The organism is Aquimarina sp. Aq107 (genome assembly GCF_943733665.1).
In the GTDB taxonomy this organism is placed as follows: domain Bacteria; phylum Bacteroidota; class Bacteroidia; order Flavobacteriales; family Flavobacteriaceae; genus Aquimarina.
The window spans coordinates 1,397,865-1,418,207 of the sequence record NZ_OX030782.1; the positions used below are offsets into that span (position 1 = coordinate 1,397,865).

The window sequence follows — 20,343 nt, forward strand, 5'->3', positions numbered from 1 at the left end:
GAATTATAAGAGGGCCGAGATTATCGAAGTTCGATAAACATCAATACCGTTCTATAGGTTTAAAAACCTGAAAATCAAATAAAAAAAAGCAACCAGATGAAACCACCTGATTGCTTTTTAAAAAAATATATAACTAATATTATATGATCGTAGATTGTCCTACGTGTATATTTTCAAAATTGATATTAGAATCTTCTGGATTTAGTATGTAATCATATATAAAGTCTCCAACTTTTTCGGTAGTTAAAGGATTTAGACTATTAAGATCAGGAGTGGTAATGTTTAGCTCTAGTGCCTTTTCTACAGCATCTTTTATTGCGTTAGCTTCGTCCATAAGATCAAAATGCTCCAATAACATAGCTGCAGAAAGAATTGCCGCGATTGGATTAGCAATTCCTTTTCCTGTTGCTTGTGGATAGGATCCATGAATCGGTTCGAACATACAACAAGTGTCACCAACAGAAGCAGACGCTAATAAGCCAATAGAACCGCCAATTACACTGGCCTCATCAGAGATAATATCTCCGAACATATTTTCTGTCAAAATTACATCGAATTGGCTAGGATTTAGGATCATTTGCATAGCAGCATTATCTACGAATAAGAAATCTAAATCTACATCAGTATATTCTTTTGCAATTTCTGTAACTACTTTCCTCCATAGACGAGAAGATTCCAGTACATTAGCTTTGTCTACTAATGTTAATTTTTTTCTTCTCTTTTGAGCTGCTTTAAACGCAAGGTGAGAGATGCGTTCAATTTCTTCCTTGGAGTACTCACATAAATCTGAAGCAATTGTTCCTTCTTCATTTAGCTGTTTTTTTCCAAAATAGATACCACCAGTAAGCTCTCGGTATATCGAAATATCAGTACCTTCTATTATTTCTTTTTTAAGAGGAGACTTGTCTAACAGAGTTTCATATGCTTTTACCGGACGTATATTTGCATATAAACCTAATTCTTTTCGTAATTTCAATAATCCTTGTTCTGGGCGTACAGGAGCACTAGGATCATTATCATACTTTGGATCTCCAATAGCACCAAAAAGTACTGCATCTGTGTCTGCACAGAGTTGTAGTGTTTTGTCCGGCAATGGATTACCAGTCTTATCGATAGCTATAGCTCCAACTAAAGCATCTTTAAAAGTAAATAAATGATCAAAACGATGCGCAATGGCTTCCATTGCTTTTACGGCTTGGCCAGTAACTTCTGGTCCAATTCCATCTCCTGATAATACAGCAATTTCTAGTTTCATAAGTAGTTTGTTATATCATAATGAGCTTTATAGTTTTCTATGGCCTAATTATGATCTTTGTATATTATATCCTTGCTTTTTCGAAAGCTTCAATTTCTGATTGGTTACTAATTAAGAAATCAATGTCGTCATAGCCATTCATCAAGCACATTTTTTTATAATTATCAATTTCAAAATTGGCTGAAGATCCTGAAGAAAGAATCGTAATTTTCTGTTCTTCTAAGTCTACTTCAATAGACGTAGAAGGATCTTTTTTGATTTCTGAAAATAGTTTCTGAAGATATTCTGGCGATACCTGAACAGGTAATAGTCCATTGTTTAGTGAATTTCCCTTAAATATATCAGCAAAAAAACTGGATACAACCACTTTTATTCCATAATCATGAATAGCCCAAGCTGCATGTTCTCTACTCGAGCCGCAACCAAAGTTATCGCCCGCTACTAGAATACTACCAGAGTAATTGGTGTTATTTAGTGCAAAATCGGTATTAATACTTCCGTTTTTATGAAAACGCCAATCTCTAAAAAGGTTTTCTCCAAAACCTTCTCGATCCGTTGCTTTAAGAAAACGAGCAGGAATGATTTGGTCAGTATCTACATTTTCTATAGACAATGGTATTGCAGTGGATGTGAGTTTGATAAACTTATCCATAATTTTAATTTAGGTGTTTAGTGATATCAATAATTTTTCCTTCAACTGCTGTCGCGGCGGCAATTAATGGACTGGCAAGAATTGTTCTAGCTCCTTGTCCTTGGCGGCCTTCAAAATTTCTATTAGATGTAGAAACACAATATGCTCCTTCAGGTATTTTATCGTCGTTCATCGCTAAGCAAGCAGAGCATCCAGGTTGTCTTAGTTTAAATCCGGCTTCTTCAAAAATATCGTGTAATCCTTCATCAACAATTTGAGAAGCTACTTGTTGTGATCCTGGTACCAACCATGCTGTTACACTTTCTGCTTTTTTCTTACCTTTAATATAGTTAGCTGCTACTCTAAAATCTTCAATTCTACTGTTTGTACAGCTTCCTATAAAAACGTAATTAATTTGTTGATTGATTAAAGATTGTCCTTTTTCAAAATTCATATATGCTAATGATTTTTCGAAAGAAGCGTTGTTTTCTGAAGGTATATTTTCTGTAACCTTAATCCCCATTCCAGGGTTGGTTCCATAGGTAATCATAGGTTCTATATCAGCTGCATCAAAATGGTATTCTTTATCAAAAATAGCACCTTGATCTGTAGGTAGTGTTTTCCAATACGCTACTTTTTTGTCATATGCATCTCCTTTTGGAGCGAACTCACGTCCTTTTACATATTCGAAAGTAGTTTCATCTGGAGCAATCATACCTCCACGAGCTCCCATTTCGATACTCATGTTACATACGGTCATACGACCTTCCATCGACATTTCTTCGAATACATTACCTGCATATTCGCAGAAATATCCGGTACCAGCATTGGTTCCTAATTTTGCAATTATATAGAGTATGACATCTTTTGGAAGTACACCAGATCGTAACTTTCCATTCACGCTTACTCTAAGACTTTTAGGTTTTTGTAGTAATAAACACTGACTCGCAAATACCTGAGCTACCTGACTGGTTCCTATACCAAAGGCAATAGAACCAAATGCACCATGGGTAGAGGTGTGGCTATCACCACAAACCATAGTCATTCCTGGTTGTGTAATACCAAGTTCTGGAGCCATTACATGTACAATTCCATTATACTTATGTCCTAGTCCATAAAGAGTAATATTGTTTTTGTCACAATTCTTTGTCAGTTGTTCTAGCTGATTCCGAGATAACGGATCTTTTATTGGTAAATGCTGATCTACAGTTGGTGTATTATGATCAGCAGTTGCAACGACTTGATTAGGTCTTAAAACAGGAATTCCACGCTGTTCAAGTTCATTAAATGCTTGTGGACTTGTAACTTCGTGGATAAGATGCTGATCTATATAAAGTATTTGAGGGCCATTCTCTACTTCTTTGACGACGTGAGCGTCCCAAACTTTATCAAATAATGTCTTCTTCATATGTTATGTTATTCTAGAAGTAATGAGGAAAAAATGTTATGCTACTGCAACAGCTTCTACCTGAACAGTTTTCATAATTTCATGAATATCATCATTAATTACTTCTTTCTTTCTATCAGCATAGTTTAAAAATTCCTTATACACTTGATCTAGTTGAAGTTTTGTTAATTCGTATCCAATTTTTTTCGCTCGATAGGCCAATGCTGCTCTACCACTTCTTGCAGTAAGTACAATAGCAGATTCTGTAACTCCAACTTCTGCAGGATCAATAATTTCGTATGTTTCACGGTTTTTAATAACTCCATCTTGATGTATTCCTGAGCTATGCGCAAAAGCATTTGCTCCAACGATAGCTTTGTTTGGTTGTACCATCATTCCCATGCTTTCAGAAACCATTAAACTAGTGTCATATAATAATCTGGAATTAATATCAGTATTAAGGTGTAGATATGGATGTTGTTTCATAATCATTACTACCTCTTCTAAGGCAGTATTTCCTGCACGTTCTCCAATACCATTAATGGTGCATTCTATTTGTCTAGCACCGTTTATAGCTCCAACAATCGAATTAGCTGTTGCCAATCCAAGATCATTATGACAGTGACAAGAAATAATAACGTTTTCAATACCTTTTACATTCTCTTTTAAATATTTTATTTTTTCACCGTATTCTTCTGGTAAGCAATAGCCTGTTGTATCAGGAATATTAAGTACTGTTGCTCCAGCTTTGATCATGGCTTCACATACTTTGGCTAAAAACTCATTATCTGTACGACCGGCATCTTCCGCATAAAATTCCACATCTTCAACAAAAGATTTAGCATATTTTACTGCAGCAATTCCTCGTTCAATTACCTTGTCTTGAGTAGAATTAAATTTGTATTTAATATGTGATTCTGATGTTCCGATTCCTGTATGAATCCTAGGTTTTTTTGCATATTTAAGAGCTTCTGCTGCCACTTTAATGTCATTTTCTACGGCTCTGGTTAATCCACAAACAGTTGCGTTTTTTACAATTTTTGCAATTTCATTTACAGAAGTAAAATCTCCAGGACTAGAAACTGGAAATCCAGCTTCTATTACATCAACTCCTAGAAGATCCAATCGCTCCGCAATAACTAACTTCTGTTTCGTATTTAATTTACAACCAGGGACCTGTTCTCCGTCTCTTAACGTGGTGTCAAAAATTTGGACTTTATTATCGCTCATAGGAATTATGTGAATTGTTAATTTTGATAATTTCTTTTGAAAATATATTCTAAGATGTTTTAGTATTCTCTTACGAATTTATATTTTGGTTATTCAAAAAGAAGGGATTTAGCTACATGTTTTACAATGTTGAAATGTTTTTAAATAAGCTTAATTAATTCTTAATCAGTTAATTACAATATATTTTCTTACAATGACTAATGATCAAAAAGATCCTTTGTTTGTTTTAGTGAAGTCACTATCTAAGTCCGAAAAACGACAGTTTAAGGTGTATGTTGGTAGACTTGGAGTAAATACAGATTCTAAATTTTTAGCACTTTTTAATCATTTGGATAAGAGTGAAACTTTAGATGAAGAATTAATTGTGGCTAAGGGGATTGTAAAAAAACAACAACTATCTAATCTCAAAGCGCATTTGTATAAACAAATTTTGATCAGTCTTAGATTAAGTCCGTTACATCAAAATATAAGGTCACAAATAAGAGAACAACTCGATTTTGCCACTATTTTATATCATAAAGGATTGTATAAGCAAAGTCTGAAAATTCTAGATAAAGCTAAAACTTTAGCAAAAGAAAATGAAGAGAATAATATTGCCTATGAAATTGTAGAATTAGAAAAAGTAATAGAAACACAATATATAACAAGAAGTATCAATAGCCGAGCAGATGAATTAACCATAGAGGCAAAGATGTTGAGCATGAAAAACGTGCTTACTAGTCGATTATCAAATCTTTCACTTCAGTTATATGGTTTGATGATAAAAAGCGGGTATGTACGAAATGATAAGGAACATAATATTATTACCAATTATTTCGAAAGTAAATTACCTAAGTATGATTGGAATATTTTAGGTTTCAGAGAAAAACTATGGTTATATAAGGCTCATTTGTGGTATAGTTTTATGGTTCAGGATTTCTTGTCCTGCTATAAATATTCTAAAAAGTGGGTTGATCTTTTCTATGAAAATCCAAAAATGATTATTCTTAACCCAGTATTTTTTCTTAGAGGAAATCATTATTTATTAGAGTCCTTGTATCTTATTCAGGATAAAACGCAATTAAAATTAACATTGAGTAAGTTTGAAAAAACTATTAAATCAGATGATTTTCCAATAGATGATAATATTGAGGTACTTTCATTTCAATTTATTTATAATAATAGATTGAATGTGCATTTTCTGGAAGGTACTTTTGATGAAGGAGAATATTTAGTTACTGAAATCTTAGATGGTATCACCGAGTATAAAAACCGTTTAGATGATCATCATATTATGGTTTTATATTATAAAATAGGTTGTTTGTATTTTGGGATGGCGGATCATCGTAAGTGCATAGAATATCTGAGCAAGATCATTAACAATAAGTCACTAAAGATGCGTGAGGATTTAATGTGTTTTGCTAGAGTTTTAAGCCTTGTAGCACATTATGAGGCTGGTATGGATTATCATCTAGAAACTCAGCTAAAAGAAACTTACAGATTTTTAATTAAAATGGATGATCTTTATGAGGTGCAAAAGGAGATGATTAAATTTCTGAAAAACCTTGGAGATATCTTTCCTCATCAAATTAAGGACGAATTTAGAAAACTCCATAAAACTTTAAAACAATATGAGGATCATCCTTACGAAAAAAGAGCATTTTTGTATTTAGATATTTTATCTTGGCTAGAAAGCAATATCGAAAGTAGACCTGTTGCAGATATTATTAAAGAAAAATCGAAAAAGTTAGTTCGCTAACTATATAATTTATGCCAAAAAATTCTCATCACCTACGCAATATTTTAGAATTAAACCTTGCCATGCTTTTTATAAGCACTTCTGGCGCATTGGGCAGATATATTGATATGCCTGTGCCAGTTACTATTGCCTTTAGAGCGATATTGGCAGGAGTCATATTGTTTTTATTTTGTAAATGGAAAAAAATCTCTTTTGGAATAGCTTCTTCCGATCGATTTATAATTATTATCGGAGGTGTTTTAATGGGGTTGCATTGGATTACATATTTCTATGCATTAAAAATGTCCAATGTGGCTATTGGTATGCTGTCTATATTTACATATCCTGTAATTACTTCATTTTTAGAACCAATACTTTTGAAAACTAAATTTCAGAAAATGCATTTGGTTTTAGGGGCTCTAGTGTTATTAGGAATTTATTTTTTAGTTCCAAATTTTAGTTTAGATAATTCTTATGCTCAAGCCGTTGGATTTGGAGTAGTATCTGCTTTATGCTATGCATTACGTAACTTAATCATGAAAACTAAAGTAAGTAATTATCATGGTTCCATGCTAATGTGGTATCAACTTGTTGTTATTAGTATTATATTATTACCAACACTCTTTATAATGGATAGTTCGGGTATTGTATCGCAATGGCCTTGGACTTTAGTATTGGCAATTCTTACTACTGCTATTGGTCATACACTATTTTTGTTTAGTTTAAAGCGTTTTTCTGCTACAACAGCGAGTATTATAAGTAGTATACAGCCAGTATATGGTATTATTATAGGCATAATTTTTCTTAAAGAAATACCTGTTTTAACAACAATTATAGGTGGGATGTTAATTCTAACTTCAGTGGTAATAGAGAGCGTGAGATCATACAAATAAATCATTTGACTCGTAAATACCTGTTATCAGGAATTATTATTTTTTATTCGAGTAGTTTTAGGGACGTATTTTGGAGCGATCCATTGTTTGTAAATAAAATATTCTAATAATGGAATAATTAGAATTAGGAATAATAGTATTAGTAGTGATTTTACCATTGCATTGTATTGAGAGCTTATTACTAATGCAAACCACTTATTTAGTTTATCAATGACTACTTTTTCTATATCTTTATATCCTACTTCTAATAATAAATCCATTACAGTACTAAATTCCTCATACGGTAATGCTTCAGAAAAATCAATATGTCCTCTTCCTGCTGATGTTATAAATGCATACACTGTTAATTTATAAAGGTCATCACTGTAATGATTAACAATATGTTTTGCTAATTTGTTTTTTGTTTTATTGACAACAGAATTCCCCGTATTATGGTTTTTTAGATAGTTTTCGAAAATAACAGCATAATCTTGCGAACCTGATTTTGCTTTTATGGCAAGTCCTTGTAATGAAAGTATAAATTTATTTTTGGCTTCTTCGGATTCAAATACTTGAGACATAGATCCTTCAAATACTTCTTGTACAATAACCGCTTTTTCGTTATCTAGTATTTTATATATACCTCTTAAAAACCCCCATTGTCCAAAGATGTATAGTATTCCAATAAGCAATAATGGAATATATAACTTTACTGCCCAATTATAATACCGCGGAGTTCTTTTTAAAATGCCTTTACGCCATAAAAAAACGCAGTACATAATTGTGATAATAAACCCTAGGAATAAAAAAAGGATGATGTTAAAAATCAAAGTCCCCGAATTAGGAATTACAATATCTCTGATAATACTCCAGATAAAATTCCAATCAATATTTTTAAATAATTCTGATGAATATGATATGTACTCCATATATTCTTAATTAGTAATAAAATAGAAAAAAGAGATTTCTTTCTATTTATTAGTATTGCAATTGCATAAAACGTTACCTGCAAAAAAATGCAGCTTAAATACAATCGTTCCAGATAGAGTCTAATGGAGGAGGAGCTATTATTGTTAAAGGTTCTTTTTTTACTGGGTGTAAGAACGTTAATTTTCTTGCGTGTAAGTGGATGCTACCATCTTTGTTACTTCGGTCAGCTCCATATTTTAAATCTCCTTTAATCACACAACCAATATGGGATAGTTGAGATCTTATTTGATGATGTCTACCAGTGTGAAGGTCAATCTCTAAAAGATAATAGTTGTTTAGTTTTTTTATAATTCTATAGTCTAAAACAGCTTTTTTACTATCAGGCACCTCCTTTTTATGAGCATACGATTTATTTTGTTTTGGATTACGTTTCAACCAATGTACAAGACTATCATTTTCTTTTGGAGGAGGATTTTTTACAACTGCCCAATATGTTTTTTTAGCTTCTTTATTTGCGAAAAGCTTATTAAGTCTAGGTAGTGCTTTACTGGTTCTTGCAAAAACCACAATACCACTGGTAGGACGATCAAGCCGATGAACTACACCTAAATAAACAGCACCAGGTTTATCGTATTTTTCTGCGATGTATTCTTTAACGACTTCACTTAATGGTTGATCTCCAGTTTTATCCCCTTGCACAATATCTCCTGACCGTTTATTAACGATAATAAGATGATTATCTTCGAAGAGTACTTGAAGATTGGATTTATTTGATGTTATTTTTTCGAACAATTTTTCTTAAGTAATAAGAATTATCACAAATTAATAAATGAAAACAACTATGACACTAGTATTGTTCATTATCATTAGGAAAATCTAACGATTTTACATCAGAAACATACTTTTGAAATGCATTTGTCATTTCTGTATATAAATCTAAGTAACGTCTTAAGAAACGAGGGTTGAACTCATGAGTCATTCCAAGCATATCATGGGTTACTAATACTTGTCCATCGACACCATTTCCTGCACCAATACCAATAACAGGGATGGTAAGGCTTTCTGCAACTTCTTTTGCTAATTTTGCAGGTACTTTTTCTAATACCAGTGCAAAACACCCAGCTTTTTCAAGCATCAAAGCATCTTCTTTAAGTTTTTTGGCTTCTTCTTCTTCTTTTGCACGAACAGTATAAGTACCAAACTTATAAATAGATTGTGGTGTTAATCCTAAATGTCCCATTACAGGAATACCTGCGTTTAAAATCCTCTTAATCGATTCTTTTACCTCTTTTCCACCTTCAAGTTTTACTGCATGTCCTCCTGATTCCTTCATAATTCTTATTGCAGAACGCAACGCTTCTTTAGGATCACTTTGGTAACTACCAAAAGGTAAATCTACTACGATTAATGCTCTGTGTATTGCTCTGATAACAGAAGATGCGTGATAGATCATTTGGTCTAACGTAATAGGTAATGTTGTTTCGTGACCAGCCATAACATTAGATGCAGAGTCACCTACTAAAATTACATCAACTCCAGCGCCATCTACAATTTTCGCCATCGTATAGTCATATGCAGTAAGCATTGAGATCTTTTCTTTATTGGCTTTCATCTCGACTAGAGATTTTACAGTAACACGCTTGTAATCCTTTTTTGCTGTAGACATTTTATAAGTTAATTTAGTGTCGTAAAAGTAATCAATTAGAAAGATCGTAACAAGAGTATATTATTTTTGATTTAAATTTATTTAAAAGAAGTATTGCTTATACTTTTGATAGAATAATTAAAAGCCTAATTTTAGGTCAATTAAAGTTGTATTTATTATGTGTAGATTCCTAATTATATGTTCTTTGTTAATTTCGTGTAATGTTGCTTTTTCCCAAAAAGAAATAAATATTAATGATAAAAATGCAAAACAAGCTGTATTAGATTTTTTTGAAGGATTCCATAAAGGAGATACTTCTATGATTAGAAAAACTATAGCTCCAAGTATAACCATGCAAACAATTGCTAGAACAAAAGAAGGCAAAACAAAGGCTATTAATACTGATATGAATAAGTTCTTAGAGGTTATACATAATAGACCAAAAGATCAGAAGTGGTTAGAGAAATTGTTGGATTTTAAAATTGATGCCGATGAACATATTGCACAGATCTGGACTCCTTATGAATTTTATGTAAATGATCAGTTTAGTCATTGTGGGGTTAATATATTCCAACTATTTAATGATGGTAATACATGGAAAATAATAGCTATTGCAGATACTCGAAGAAAAGAAGGTTGTGAATAACTTAATATCTACTACTTATTATTAAAAAAACAACTCCGTTATTTATAGCGTGTAAAAGTATCGGCCAAATCATATGATTGTTCTCTATTTTTATCTTACCAAACATATGACCAGCAATAATTCTGGGAACAATTAATAAAAACAAAATACTATCTATTCTAAAAGAATCCACATAGTTAAAAATGTGGAGGAAACCGAAAATTATTGATGTAACCTGGAGTGTAATTGATCGATGTTTATTTAAGTAAATAATAGCTTTTTCTAAAAAAGAGTTAGATATTACTTTCTTGTAAGAAAAAAATAATACGACTACTAAAAAGGTTAATAATAAGAATCGGTAATACCATTCAAATTCAATTGTAATAAATAGCCCAATGATAAAAAGAGACCAAGATGTTAAAAACAATATAAGATCTGTTGTTTTTGGTCTTAATAATGTTCTAAACATCAATTCTTCTATGAAAGGGGCAAAGACTACCATCGCAAAAAATGCTTTGAGCTTGTTTTCTTTTAGAATTTCGAAAATACCATCCTGAGAATATTTTTGTAGATCTAAATACGGGAAAATACTCTGAAGAAATGCTACGCAGATAAAGAATAGTATGTATAATCCGAATAATCGGAAGTAGCTTACAAATAATGTTTTTACTTTATGAAATACAATTTCTTTAAACATTAGCTCATATTAACAGTCGCTTAAACTTACTTTGATAGCTAAACCTCCTTCACTGGTTTCTTTATATTTAGTATTCATATCTTTTGCAGTTTCCCACATAGTTTCTATCACTTTATCTAAAGGGACTTTGGCATTTGCTGCATTAGCGTCTAAAGCCATTTCGCAGGCATTAATTGCTTTTATGGCTCCCATTGCATTACGTTCGATACAAGGGATTTGCACTAATCCACCAATAGGGTCGCAGGTTAGCCCTAAATGATGTTCCATAGCAATTTCACTTGCCATTACTACTTGTTCAGGTGTTCCACCCATTAGTTCAGTCAAAGCTCCTGCAGCCATTGCAGAAGAAACTCCAATTTCTGCCTGACACCCACCCATTGCTGCGGATATTGTGGCACCTTTTTTAAATAAACTACCAATTTCTCCTGCAACTAGCATAAATTGCTTTATATCATCAAAATTCGCATCGTGATTTTCAATAACCATGTAATACATCATAACTGCCGGTATAACTCCCGCGCTTCCATTTGTTGGGGCAGTAACTACCCTTCCTAGGGAAGCATTTACCTCGTTAACAGCAAGAGCAAAACAAGATACCCATTTTAGTATCTGGCGAAATTTCACCTCAGTATCTCTAATAGATTCGATCCATTCTGTTGGATTAGTATAAGTCGCAGAATTGTTGATTAATTTTTTATGAGTGTCAAATGCTCTACGTCTTACATTTAAACCTCCAGGAAGCGTTCCTTCAGTATGACAACCAAGGTACATAGATTCCAGCATAACATCCCAAATGTCTCTTATTCTTGCATCTATTTCTTTATTCGTCTGAAGAGAAAGTTCGTTTTCTAATACAATTTCGGATATTTTTTTATTTTTCTTTTTACAATATTCTAAGAGATCTGTAGCTTTTTGAATTGGCATAGGGAATTCTCTAAATGCTTCCATCTTTTTCTTTTCTCTTTTTCGGGTTTCCTGAACTACAAAACCACCACCAATAGAGTAGAAAGTTGAAGCTGTTTTTTTTCCATCCTTAAGAGTAGCTGTAAATGTTATAGCATTTGGATGGAATTCTTTAAACTCTCTGTTAAATACAATTTGGGTTTCTGGATTAAAACTGATAGCCAATTCTTTATTAAATAATAAAACTTTGTTCAGTTTTATATCTTCAATAATAGAAGAAATAGCAGTTACATCAATTGTTTGGGGATCATAACCACACAAGCCTAATATAGAAGCTATGTCTGTGGCATGACCTTTACCAGTAAGGGATAAAGATCCAAATAGATCAACTGTTATTGATTCTGCCAGATGAAACTGGTTATTTTTTTTAAGCTCTGCAATCCAACGTCGTCCGGCTCTCCAAGGACCAAAGGTATGAGAGCTAGAAGGACCTACACCGATCTTTAACATATCAAAAACACTGATACATTCCATAATTCCTAATTGAGTATAAAATTATGTTGGTAAATATAGGGTATTGATAAAAAACAACACTTTTTTTTATTAAATAGTTAGATTGCTTATTTGGTTTTATTTTTTGAAAGTATTTCAAATATTATAGCACTTAGTATAAAGTAATGACATCCTGTCAGATAAATTGTCGTGGCATAATCATTGACTTAAGTGGAATAAATAATTTAGAACAACACTAAAACATTTATATACTAATATGAGTAAGATAATAGGAATAGATTTAGGGACAACAAACTCTTGTGTTTCTGTGATGGAAGGTAATGAGCCTGTTGTTATCCCTAATGCAGAAGGAAAGAGAACAACTCCGTCTGTAATTGCATTTGTAGAAGGAGGAGAAATTAAGGTGGGTGATCCTGCAAAGCGTCAGGCAGTAACTAACCCTACTAAAACAATCTCTTCTATTAAAAGATTTATGGGAAACAAATTCTCTGAATCCGCAAAAGAAGCAGATAGAGCTGCATATAAAGTAGTAAAAGGAGATAATGATACGCCTCGAGTTGATATCGATGGTCGTTTATATACACCACAAGAATTGTCTGCAATGACGCTTCAAAAAATGAAGAAAACTGCAGAAGATTATCTTGGACAAGATGTAACTAGAGCTGTAATTACTGTACCAGCTTATTTTAATGATGCACAGCGTCAGGCTACTAAAGAAGCTGGAGAAATTGCGGGTCTTAAAGTAGAAAGAATAATCAATGAGCCTACTGCGGCTGCATTGGCATATGGTCTTGATAAAAAAGGTACCGATCAGAAGATTGTTGTATTTGATTTTGGTGGAGGAACTCATGATGTATCGATCTTAGAATTAGGAGATGGTGTATTCGAAGTATTATCAACTGATGGAGATACACATTTAGGAGGAGATGATGTAGATCAGAAAATTATAGACTGGTTAGCAGAGGAATTTAAGAGTGAAGAGGATATGGATCTACGTAAAGACCCAATGGCACTTCAACGTCTTAAAGAAGCTGCAGAAAAAGCGAAGATAGAATTATCTTCTTCTTCTCAGACAGAAATTAATTTACCATATGTAACGGCTACAGCTAGTGGTCCTAAGCACTTAGTAAGGTCATTGACAAAAGCTAAATTTGATCAATTGATTGATGATTTGGTAAAACGTACTATCGATCCTTGTCGTACTGCACTTGATGCTGCAGGTTTATCTACAAGTGATATCGATGAGATTATATTAGTAGGAGGTTCTACTCGTATTCCTGCAGTTCAGGAAGCAGTAGAGAAGTTCTTTGGTAAGGCACCAAGTAAAGGAGTAAACCCTGATGAAGTAGTTGCTGTTGGAGCTGCTATCCAAGGAGGAGTTCTTACAGGAGATGTAAAAGATGTATTGTTATTAGATGTAACACCACTTTCTCTAGGTATTGAGACAATGGGTAATGTTATGACTAAGTTGATCGAAGCTAATACGACGATTCCTACGAAGAAATCACAAGTTTTTTCTACGGCAGCAGATAATCAACCTTCTGTAGAAATTCACGTGTTACAAGGAGAACGCCCTATGGCAGCAGATAACAAGACGATAGGTCGTTTCCACTTAGATGGAATTCCACCGGCACAAAGAGGTACACCACAGATCGAAGTTACTTTTGATATAGATGCTAATGGTATTATCAAAGTTTCTGCTACTGATAAAGCTACTAATAAGTCACAGGATATTCGTATCGAAGCATCTTCAGGATTAACAGAAGAAGAAATCGAGAAAATGAAGCAGGAAGCAGAAGCGAATGCTGAAGCAGATAAAGCAGCAAAAGAAACTGCAGATAAGTTGAATGAAGCGGATGGAATGATTTTCCAGACGGAAAAACAACTTAAAGAGTTTGGTGATAAGATCTCTGATGATAATAAGAAGCCAGTAGAAGAAGCTTTAGAAGAATTAAAGAAAGCTTATGAAACTAAGGATCTTGCAGTTATACAGCCAGCACTTGATAAAATGAATGAAGCTTGGAAAGCAGCTAGTGAGGAAATGTATAAGGCGCAAGCCGAAGCACAAGGTGGTGCAGCAGGCCCAGAAGCTGGAGCACAACCAGAAGGAGGAGATTCTGAAGGAAGTGATGTAGAAGATGTAGATTTTGAAGAAGTAAAATAACATTTGTTATTGTATATTGTAAAAGCACAGTGAAAACTGTGCTTTTTTTTATGTTTATATTTATGAATAACAAAAAAAAGTTTACTTTTATCAAGGCTTAATAATACCCCGATTTATAATTTTATTCACACACAGTTATTCTTAATAGAGGAAATCGCTATACTACCTATATATAGGGTTAAAGTAATGGAATATACTAATGAATCTATCACAAGTTTTTCGTAGAAAAATCTTTTGGTTTTTTGATGTTCTTAAGGGAAACGATATCAAAAGCCATTTTAATGATATTAAAGAACTGATTGAAAATCCAAATTCTCAATCCGTTCAAGCTAAAAAAGATGCATATCTTCAGGAAATACTCCAGCATGCTGTTAGTACTACCTGGTTTTATCAGAAACATTCAGGTTATAATTCAATTTTAGATTTTCCAGTAATTAATAAAAACATAATTCGTGATAATTTTGAAGAGTTTAGATCTTCTAAATATAAAGCGAAGAATTGTGTGTTAGTTTCTACTAGCGGTTCTACGGGAGCTCCATTTTCTGTGTTACAGAATATGAGTAAACGCTGTCGTAATACAGGAGATAATTTATATTTTTCTTATCAATCAGGATATGAGATCGGGCAAAAATTAATTTATGTAAAAATTTGGCCTGATAATTACAAGCATAATATACTTTCGAGATTTTGGTGGCAGAACATATATCCTAAAAGTGTTTTCCAACTTTCGGATAAAGAAATAGAAGTTTTTATAAAAGAATTAAGATTAAATTCTTCAAAAAAGAGTTTTCTGGGATACACTTCTGCGTTTACTAAAATTTGTCAACACCTTGATAAGGTAGAGGCAGATCCTGTAGATACCAATGTGCAGTCAATTATTACGATGTCAGAAGGGCTTAATGATTATGTGAGAAATCGTATGAAAAAGTATTTTGGGGTTTCACCAATTTCAAGATATTCTAATAATGAGAATGGAATTTTAGCCCAAGAAGATAATACACAGGGACGTTCTAAATTTATTATCAATTCTGCAAGTTATTTTATTGAGGTTTTTGATTTCTATAAAGATGTTCCAGTGCCTCCAGGTGAAAGGGGGAGAATTATTGTTACTGATTTACATAATTATGCAATGCCAATAATTCGATATGATACAGGAGATATAGGAGTTATAAGTTTAGATGAAAATAATATCAGTTATCTCTCGTCAATTGAAGGTAGAAAATTAGATTTGATTTATGATACTAAAGGAGGTATAGTTCCTTCTCATGTTTCTTATAAGCTATGTAAATATGGTGATTATAAACAGTTTCAGTTGGTTCAGTATGGTGAAAAGAGCTATAAGATCAAATTAAATACGGATAAGAAGGTAGATGAAGCTAAAATGTTAGAAGAATTTAAAGGGTATTTGGGTCAAAATGCTCGTATAGATATATTGTATGTAGATGAAATCCCCTTGCTTTCTTCTGGAAAGAGAAGAGAAGTTACAAACACCTATCATTCGAAGTTATAAGGTAACAGTTGCTTTTCGAAGTATTGAATTCATTAAATGGATAGTGTTTTACAATATTTAAAAGCCAATGAAATGCATCATTGGCTTTTGTTTATTTTTCTGATCGTAATAGTTTTTAATTCTGTTATTTTTTTATCTAATAAATTTTAAAAACCTCGAATCAGATCGTGCGATATATAGCCCTTTTGGAAGTGTTGATAAGTTGATATTTGTTGCGTTTTTTATATCTTCAACTTCGTATACTTTTTTACCGATAGTATTATAAATACTCAAAGATTTTATATCATTTATATCATTGATAACTAAAGATGTTGAAGCATTATTAAAGTATAATTTGTCTCTATCGAAAGCGGTAAAATCATTAGTGCTAAGTACTGGCGAAACAGTGATTTCTGGGTATTCTCCAGAGACGCTCCAATCCGCATCAGAACTTGCATCTGGATTGTCCGCGGAAGACAATTTTCCAAAAATGTAATACTTGGTTCCTGAAAGTGATGAACTTATTGGGAGATCTGAGGGTATGTCAAGAGTAACTGTAGTTGACACATCTGTTCCTGCTACAACAGTCGGAGTAACAATTACAGCAGTACCGTTTGCAGTAGTTCCGCCAAATATACCTGGAACATCCGCCTCAAAAATTTGAAATTGTGTTGCAACGTCCATAGATGCTGTATACGTATAATTTAATGTTATAGATTCTCCAGCGGCTACAGTAACTGGATTTGCAGAGTCGTATGTTATAGAATAAGGAGGAGATGTAACTATTATAGAAGGATATACTCCTCCAGTATCCCAAGTTACATCTGCCGTAGCATCAGAATTTGCTTCGGAAGATAGTTTTCCAAAAATACGATATTCCGTTCCTGAAAGAGAAGAACTTAATGGTAAATTGGCTGGAATATTAAGAGTAATTGTACCCATAACATCTGTTCCTGCATCTAGCGTAGGAAATTCAGCTACTGCAGTTCCTATGGCGGTGGCGCCTCCAAAAATACCTGAATTATCAGTTTCAAAAATCTGAAATTGAGCACCAACTTCCATGGATGCCGAGTATGTATAATTTAATGTTATAGATTGACCGGCAACAACAGTAACAGGGTCTGCAGAATTATAACTAATCGAATATTGTGCAGTTGCACTGAAAATAGAGCATAAGCATAGTAGGAGTGAAAATAATTTTTTGATCATAATTACATATTTTAAACATTGTATTTTTTAAAATCTGTTTACGTTTTAACAATGTTAATTAAGTTTCCACTAATGTATTCTTAAGGATAAATCTCTAATGTAATAATTGTTGCAATTAATGATAATATTGTTGCATTAGCTCTGAATAAAGGGCTATGAAGCTTATTGTTATTATGAAAATTTAAATTTTTTAACTTTTTTTATAGTAATAGTAGTGTTTTATAGTTAACAAGTTTAGAATAATATATGGTTCTTGTTTTTTGGTAAAAGGAAGATTTGATTTTAAAATCCAACTGCCGCATCATCTCCGCGTTTATCAGCACCTCCTTCTAAAGTTCCATCAGATAATACTAAAATACCATCTACTTTACCAATGATTCTACTTTGTTCTTCGTTCGTCTTATATCCTTTACTTCTTAAGCTATCTAGCACATTTTTGTCAAATGAATTAGGTTCAAAAACAACAACATCTGGTAGCCATTGATGATGAAAACGAGGTGCATTTACTGCGTCTTGCATGGTCATTTCATATTCTTTTACATTTAGGATAGTTTGTAAAACAGATGTGATAATAGTAGATCCTCCAGGAGTTCCAACGGACATCCATAATTTTCCATCTTTTTCGACAAGGGTTGGAGTCATTGAACTAAGCATTCTTTTTTCTGGAGCAATTGCATTAGCTTTAGCTCCAAGAAGCCCAAACATATTAGGAGTTCCAGGTTTAGCGCTAAAATCGTCCATTTCATTATTTAGAAAGAAACCTAGTTCAGGAACATAAAGTTTAGAACCATATGCACCATTTAATGTTGTAGTTACAGAGATTGCATTTCCGAATTGATCAACAATAGAGTAATGAGTAGTCTCACTGCTTTCGTACCCAGGAATACTTCCGTAACTAAGATCTGTAGATAACGTAGCTTTATCCATATCGAAATCATCCATTCTTTGTGATAAGTATGCATCACTTATTAAAGTGTCGATTGGAATTTTCACAAAATCTGGATCCCCCAAATAGAAGCTTCTATCTGCATAAGCTCTTCTTTCTGCTTCTGTTATAATTTGTATCGATTTTAGAGTATTATGTCCGTATGTACTAAGATCATATGGTTCGATCATCTTCATGATTTGTGCTAAGCAGACTCCACCACTAGAAGGAGGAGACATTGATATAATATTTAGATCTTTATATGAGAATTTAACTGGATCCCGCCATTTAGCTTCGTATTTGCTTAGATCCTCCATAGTCATTATTCCACCTTGTGATTGGATATATGCAACTAATTTTTCTCCCGTCTCTCCTTTATAAAATTCATTTTTTCCATTCTTAATAATTCGCTCAAGTGTTTTTGCTAGCGTTGGATTTTTAAGGGTGTCATTTGCTTTAATTGTTTGAGCATAAAGGATGGTGTCTTTATTGGTTTCAATAAACAGATCTTTAAAATGGTTAAGCCGTTTTTCTTGATTTTCTGTAACTACATACCCTTTTTTAGCAAGTTCTACCACAGGAGTTAACAACTCTTTTATAGAGAGTGTTCCAAATTTTTCGTGTACTTTGAAAATACCAGCGATTGTGCCAGGAACACCTACTGCTAAAGAACCTAGTTGACTTTTTTCTGGGATTGGATCTCCATTTTCATCGAGATACATATCTTTAAAGGCGGCGAGAGGAGCTTTTTCACGATAATCAATAGCGCCAGTTTCTCCATTAGCTTTTCTATACACCATAAACCCACCACCTCCTAGATTACCGGCATACGGATAAGAAACTGCCAATGCCATTTCTGTCGCTACCATAGCATCAAAAGCATTACCACCTTTCTGGAGAATATCTTTACCAATTTTAGAAGCTTCTTCTCGTGCAGATACAACCATCGCATTTTTTTCAATTACACCAAAAACAGGTTTTGTTTCAGAAACAATTTCTTGTTTTGATTCTGGATTGGTCTTACATGAGATAACTAGAATAAAAAGTAAGAGATAAAGTAATCGCATAGTGTTAGATGTTTTATTAGTAGTTAATTTCTTTAATTGTGTTGTTGTTTTTATCATAAAATTTCCAATAACCCGAAGGTTTGCAATTATCTATATGTCCCTCAGACTTTACATTTCCATTGGTATGATATTCTTTCCAATATCCTTGTTTTTTACCGTTTTGATAATGCCCTTCTATTTTTACATTTCCGTTTCGATAAAAATATTTCCAAAAGCCTTGTTTAATTCCGTTATTATAATGGCCAAGACTTTCTAAGTTTATTGAATTAGGATAGTAATTTTTAGTATATCCATTTTTAGTAGTTATAATGACTTCTTCATCACATATGTTTTTTATTGTAACATTGCTTTCTCTTTTATTACAAGAAAATATCAGGAGCAATAAAAAAAGATATAATATTTTCACAGCGTTCTCATTTCATTTTTTGTAAACAACTCTAATTCTTCAAAGAAAGATCGGAATTCTTTTTCGAACTCATTGTAATACTGTTCTAGTTCTACAACGGCAAAGTTCATTTTTGATTTGTTTTTAGTGCGATGGTTCATTTGATAAAGAATTCTTCCTATCCCTGGAATTGTAGCATAACTAAGTAGCCAATTGTCACGAAACATATAGGGAAGAAAATCCTGTACTCGTTTTGGAAGAACTTCATAATATTCTTGTAATAACGTATAGAAATCAGAGACATATTTATCTAATGGAATTTTAGAATAATCACTCCAATATACAGCTAAATAATGATCATATAATATGTCCACGATAACAGTGCTGTAGTGTCCATATTTTGGGAATAATCTCAAAACACTTTCTCTTACAATTGGATGACTATCGGTATATGAGTCTATTTTACGATGAAGAGTAATACCTTGTTGTATCCGTTCTGGGAATTGAGCAAACTTTTTTCCTTTAACAGAATCGGCAATAAAATTACCTATTTTAAGTTCTTGATCTTCTCCAGAAAGGTAGATATGGGCTAAAAAATTCATTATGTGAATTTACAATTTTTTGGAAAGTTGTTATTGTTTTTATGTAAACTTTAATCATAGGGTTGTGGTAATGACTTGTAGCACGTACATTTGTTAA

The 20,343-nt window shown here is 32.9% G+C and carries 18 protein-coding genes; 5 read left to right on the forward strand and 13 right to left on the reverse strand.

Going from position 1 to position 20,343, the window contains the following annotated elements:
• Positions 1-139: 139 nt before the first annotated feature.
• The 4 genes from leuB to NMK29_RS05635 form a co-directional block, all read right to left on the reverse strand.
• A complete protein-coding gene (gene leuB, locus NMK29_RS05620) occupies positions 140-1,255 on the reverse strand; it encodes a 3-isopropylmalate dehydrogenase (protein WP_108802601.1) in 1,116 nt (371 codons plus the stop codon).
• 64 nt (positions 1,256-1,319) lie between these two features.
• On the reverse strand, positions 1,320-1,907 hold the full coding sequence (gene leuD, locus NMK29_RS05625) for a 3-isopropylmalate dehydratase small subunit (protein ID WP_108802602.1): 588 nt from the start codon (positions 1,905-1,907) through the stop codon (positions 1,320-1,322).
• Positions 1,908-1,911: 4 nt separating this feature from the next.
• Positions 1,912-3,294: a 3-isopropylmalate dehydratase large subunit gene (gene leuC, locus NMK29_RS05630; RefSeq protein WP_108802603.1), complete on the reverse strand. Its 1,383-nt coding sequence runs from the start codon at positions 3,292-3,294 to the stop codon at positions 1,912-1,914.
• A gap of 36 nt (positions 3,295-3,330) precedes the next feature.
• A complete protein-coding gene (locus NMK29_RS05635; protein ID WP_108802604.1) occupies positions 3,331-4,503 on the reverse strand; it encodes a 2-isopropylmalate synthase in 1,173 nt (390 codons plus the stop codon).
• A gap of 193 nt (positions 4,504-4,696) precedes the next feature.
• Here NMK29_RS05635 and NMK29_RS05640 point away from each other — a divergent pair, with 193 nt between their 5' ends.
• Both NMK29_RS05640 and NMK29_RS05645 read left to right on the forward strand, forming a co-directional pair.
• On the forward strand, positions 4,697-6,241 hold the full coding sequence (locus tag NMK29_RS05640; protein WP_108802605.1) for a hypothetical protein: 1,545 nt from the start codon (positions 4,697-4,699) through the stop codon (positions 6,239-6,241).
• A gap of 11 nt (positions 6,242-6,252) precedes the next feature.
• Positions 6,253-7,113 (forward strand): DMT family transporter, encoded by an 861-nt coding sequence (locus tag NMK29_RS05645; RefSeq protein ID WP_108802606.1) that lies wholly within the window; start codon positions 6,253-6,255, stop codon positions 7,111-7,113.
• 26 nt (positions 7,114-7,139) lie between these two features.
• Here the strand turns inward: NMK29_RS05645 and NMK29_RS05650 are convergent, their stop codons facing one another.
• The 3 genes from NMK29_RS05650 to panB form a co-directional block, all read right to left on the reverse strand.
• On the reverse strand, positions 7,140-8,021 hold the full coding sequence (locus NMK29_RS05650; protein ID WP_108802607.1) for a hypothetical protein: 882 nt from the start codon (positions 8,019-8,021) through the stop codon (positions 7,140-7,142).
• Positions 8,022-8,115: 94 nt separating this feature from the next.
• A complete protein-coding gene (locus tag NMK29_RS05655) occupies positions 8,116-8,814 on the reverse strand; it encodes an RluA family pseudouridine synthase (protein WP_108802608.1) in 699 nt (232 codons plus the stop codon).
• Positions 8,815-8,869: 55 nt separating this feature from the next.
• Complete coding sequence (gene panB / locus NMK29_RS05660; protein WP_027393996.1) at positions 8,870-9,688, reverse strand: 3-methyl-2-oxobutanoate hydroxymethyltransferase; 819 nt, start codon at positions 9,686-9,688, stop codon at positions 8,870-8,872.
• A gap of 157 nt (positions 9,689-9,845) precedes the next feature.
• On the opposite strand from panB, the gene NMK29_RS05665 reads away from it, so the two are divergent.
• Positions 9,846-10,313, forward strand: a complete 468-nt coding sequence (locus NMK29_RS05665) for a nuclear transport factor 2 family protein (protein WP_159092149.1) — start codon at positions 9,846-9,848, stop codon at positions 10,311-10,313.
• 1 nt (position 10,314) lies between these two features.
• Here NMK29_RS05665 and NMK29_RS05670 read toward each other — a convergent pair whose 3' ends face one another.
• On the reverse strand, positions 10,315-10,989 hold the full coding sequence (locus NMK29_RS05670) for a type II CAAX prenyl endopeptidase Rce1 family protein (RefSeq protein ID WP_108802610.1): 675 nt from the start codon (positions 10,987-10,989) through the stop codon (positions 10,315-10,317).
• 9 nt (positions 10,990-10,998) lie between these two features.
• Complete coding sequence (locus NMK29_RS05675) at positions 10,999-12,426, reverse strand: L-serine ammonia-lyase (protein ID WP_234424228.1); 1,428 nt, start codon at positions 12,424-12,426, stop codon at positions 10,999-11,001.
• A gap of 235 nt (positions 12,427-12,661) precedes the next feature.
• Between NMK29_RS05675 and dnaK the strand changes: the two genes are divergently transcribed.
• Positions 12,662-14,569: a molecular chaperone DnaK gene (gene dnaK / locus NMK29_RS05680; RefSeq protein ID WP_108802611.1), complete on the forward strand. Its 1,908-nt coding sequence runs from the start codon at positions 12,662-12,664 to the stop codon at positions 14,567-14,569.
• Positions 14,570-14,768: 199 nt separating this feature from the next.
• Positions 14,769-16,079 carry a CoF synthetase gene (locus tag NMK29_RS05685; RefSeq protein WP_108802612.1) on the forward strand — a complete coding sequence of 437 codons (1,311 nt, stop codon included), beginning with the start codon at positions 14,769-14,771 and terminating at the stop codon, positions 16,077-16,079.
• A gap of 132 nt (positions 16,080-16,211) precedes the next feature.
• Here the strand turns inward: NMK29_RS05685 and NMK29_RS05690 are convergent, their stop codons facing one another.
• From NMK29_RS05690 to NMK29_RS05705, 4 genes are all read right to left on the reverse strand, one after another.
• Positions 16,212-17,267, reverse strand: a complete 1,056-nt coding sequence (locus NMK29_RS05690; RefSeq protein ID WP_108802613.1) for a T9SS type A sorting domain-containing protein — start codon at positions 17,265-17,267, stop codon at positions 16,212-16,214.
• A gap of 282 nt (positions 17,268-17,549) precedes the next feature.
• Positions 17,550-19,259 (reverse strand): gamma-glutamyltransferase, encoded by a 1,710-nt coding sequence (gene ggt / locus NMK29_RS05695; protein ID WP_108802641.1) that lies wholly within the window; start codon positions 19,257-19,259, stop codon positions 17,550-17,552.
• Positions 19,260-19,275: 16 nt separating this feature from the next.
• Positions 19,276-19,641 (reverse strand): toxin-antitoxin system YwqK family antitoxin, encoded by a 366-nt coding sequence (locus tag NMK29_RS05700; RefSeq protein WP_159092150.1) that lies wholly within the window; start codon positions 19,639-19,641, stop codon positions 19,276-19,278.
• A 20-nt stretch (positions 19,642-19,661) separates the two neighbouring features.
• A complete protein-coding gene (locus tag NMK29_RS05705) occupies positions 19,662-20,246 on the reverse strand; it encodes an ACP phosphodiesterase (protein ID WP_108802615.1) in 585 nt (194 codons plus the stop codon).
• Between the last annotated feature and the right edge of the window lie 97 nt (positions 20,247-20,343).

What these genes read in the sequence shown, in the direction of transcription:
- NMK29_RS05675 (WP_234424228.1), bottom strand. Translation starts at nt 12,426, where the DNA reads ATGGAATGTATCAGTGTTTTTGATATGTTAAAGATCGGTGTAGGTCCT.
- NMK29_RS05690 (WP_108802613.1), bottom strand. Translation starts at nt 17,267, where the DNA reads ATGATCAAAAAATTATTTTCACTCCTACTATGCTTATGCTCTATTTTC.
- NMK29_RS05635 (WP_108802604.1), bottom strand. Translation starts at nt 4,503, where the DNA reads ATGAGCGATAATAAAGTCCAAATTTTTGACACCACGTTAAGAGACGGA.
- leuC (WP_108802603.1), bottom strand. Translation starts at nt 3,294, where the DNA reads ATGAAGAAGACATTATTTGATAAAGTTTGGGACGCTCACGTCGTCAAA.
- leuD (WP_108802602.1), bottom strand. Translation starts at nt 1,907, where the DNA reads ATGGATAAGTTTATCAAACTCACATCCACTGCAATACCATTGTCTATA.
- NMK29_RS05670 (WP_108802610.1), bottom strand. Translation starts at nt 10,989, where the DNA reads ATGTTTAAAGAAATTGTATTTCATAAAGTAAAAACATTATTTGTAAGC.
- NMK29_RS05650 (WP_108802607.1), bottom strand. Translation starts at nt 8,021, where the DNA reads ATGGAGTACATATCATATTCATCAGAATTATTTAAAAATATTGATTGG.
- ggt (WP_108802641.1), bottom strand. Translation starts at nt 19,259, where the DNA reads ATGCGATTACTTTATCTCTTACTTTTTATTCTAGTTATCTCATGTAAG.
- NMK29_RS05640 (WP_108802605.1), top strand. Translation starts at nt 4,697, where the DNA reads ATGACTAATGATCAAAAAGATCCTTTGTTTGTTTTAGTGAAGTCACTA.
- panB (WP_027393996.1), bottom strand. Translation starts at nt 9,688, where the DNA reads ATGTCTACAGCAAAAAAGGATTACAAGCGTGTTACTGTAAAATCTCTA.
- NMK29_RS05665 (WP_159092149.1), top strand. Translation starts at nt 9,846, where the DNA reads ATGTGTAGATTCCTAATTATATGTTCTTTGTTAATTTCGTGTAATGTT.
- NMK29_RS05645 (WP_108802606.1), top strand. Translation starts at nt 6,253, where the DNA reads ATGCCAAAAAATTCTCATCACCTACGCAATATTTTAGAATTAAACCTT.
- NMK29_RS05685 (WP_108802612.1), top strand. Translation starts at nt 14,769, where the DNA reads ATGAATCTATCACAAGTTTTTCGTAGAAAAATCTTTTGGTTTTTTGAT.
- dnaK (WP_108802611.1), top strand. Translation starts at nt 12,662, where the DNA reads ATGAGTAAGATAATAGGAATAGATTTAGGGACAACAAACTCTTGTGTT.
- leuB (WP_108802601.1), bottom strand. Translation starts at nt 1,255, where the DNA reads ATGAAACTAGAAATTGCTGTATTATCAGGAGATGGAATTGGACCAGAA.
- NMK29_RS05705 (WP_108802615.1), bottom strand. Translation starts at nt 20,246, where the DNA reads ATGAATTTTTTAGCCCATATCTACCTTTCTGGAGAAGATCAAGAACTT.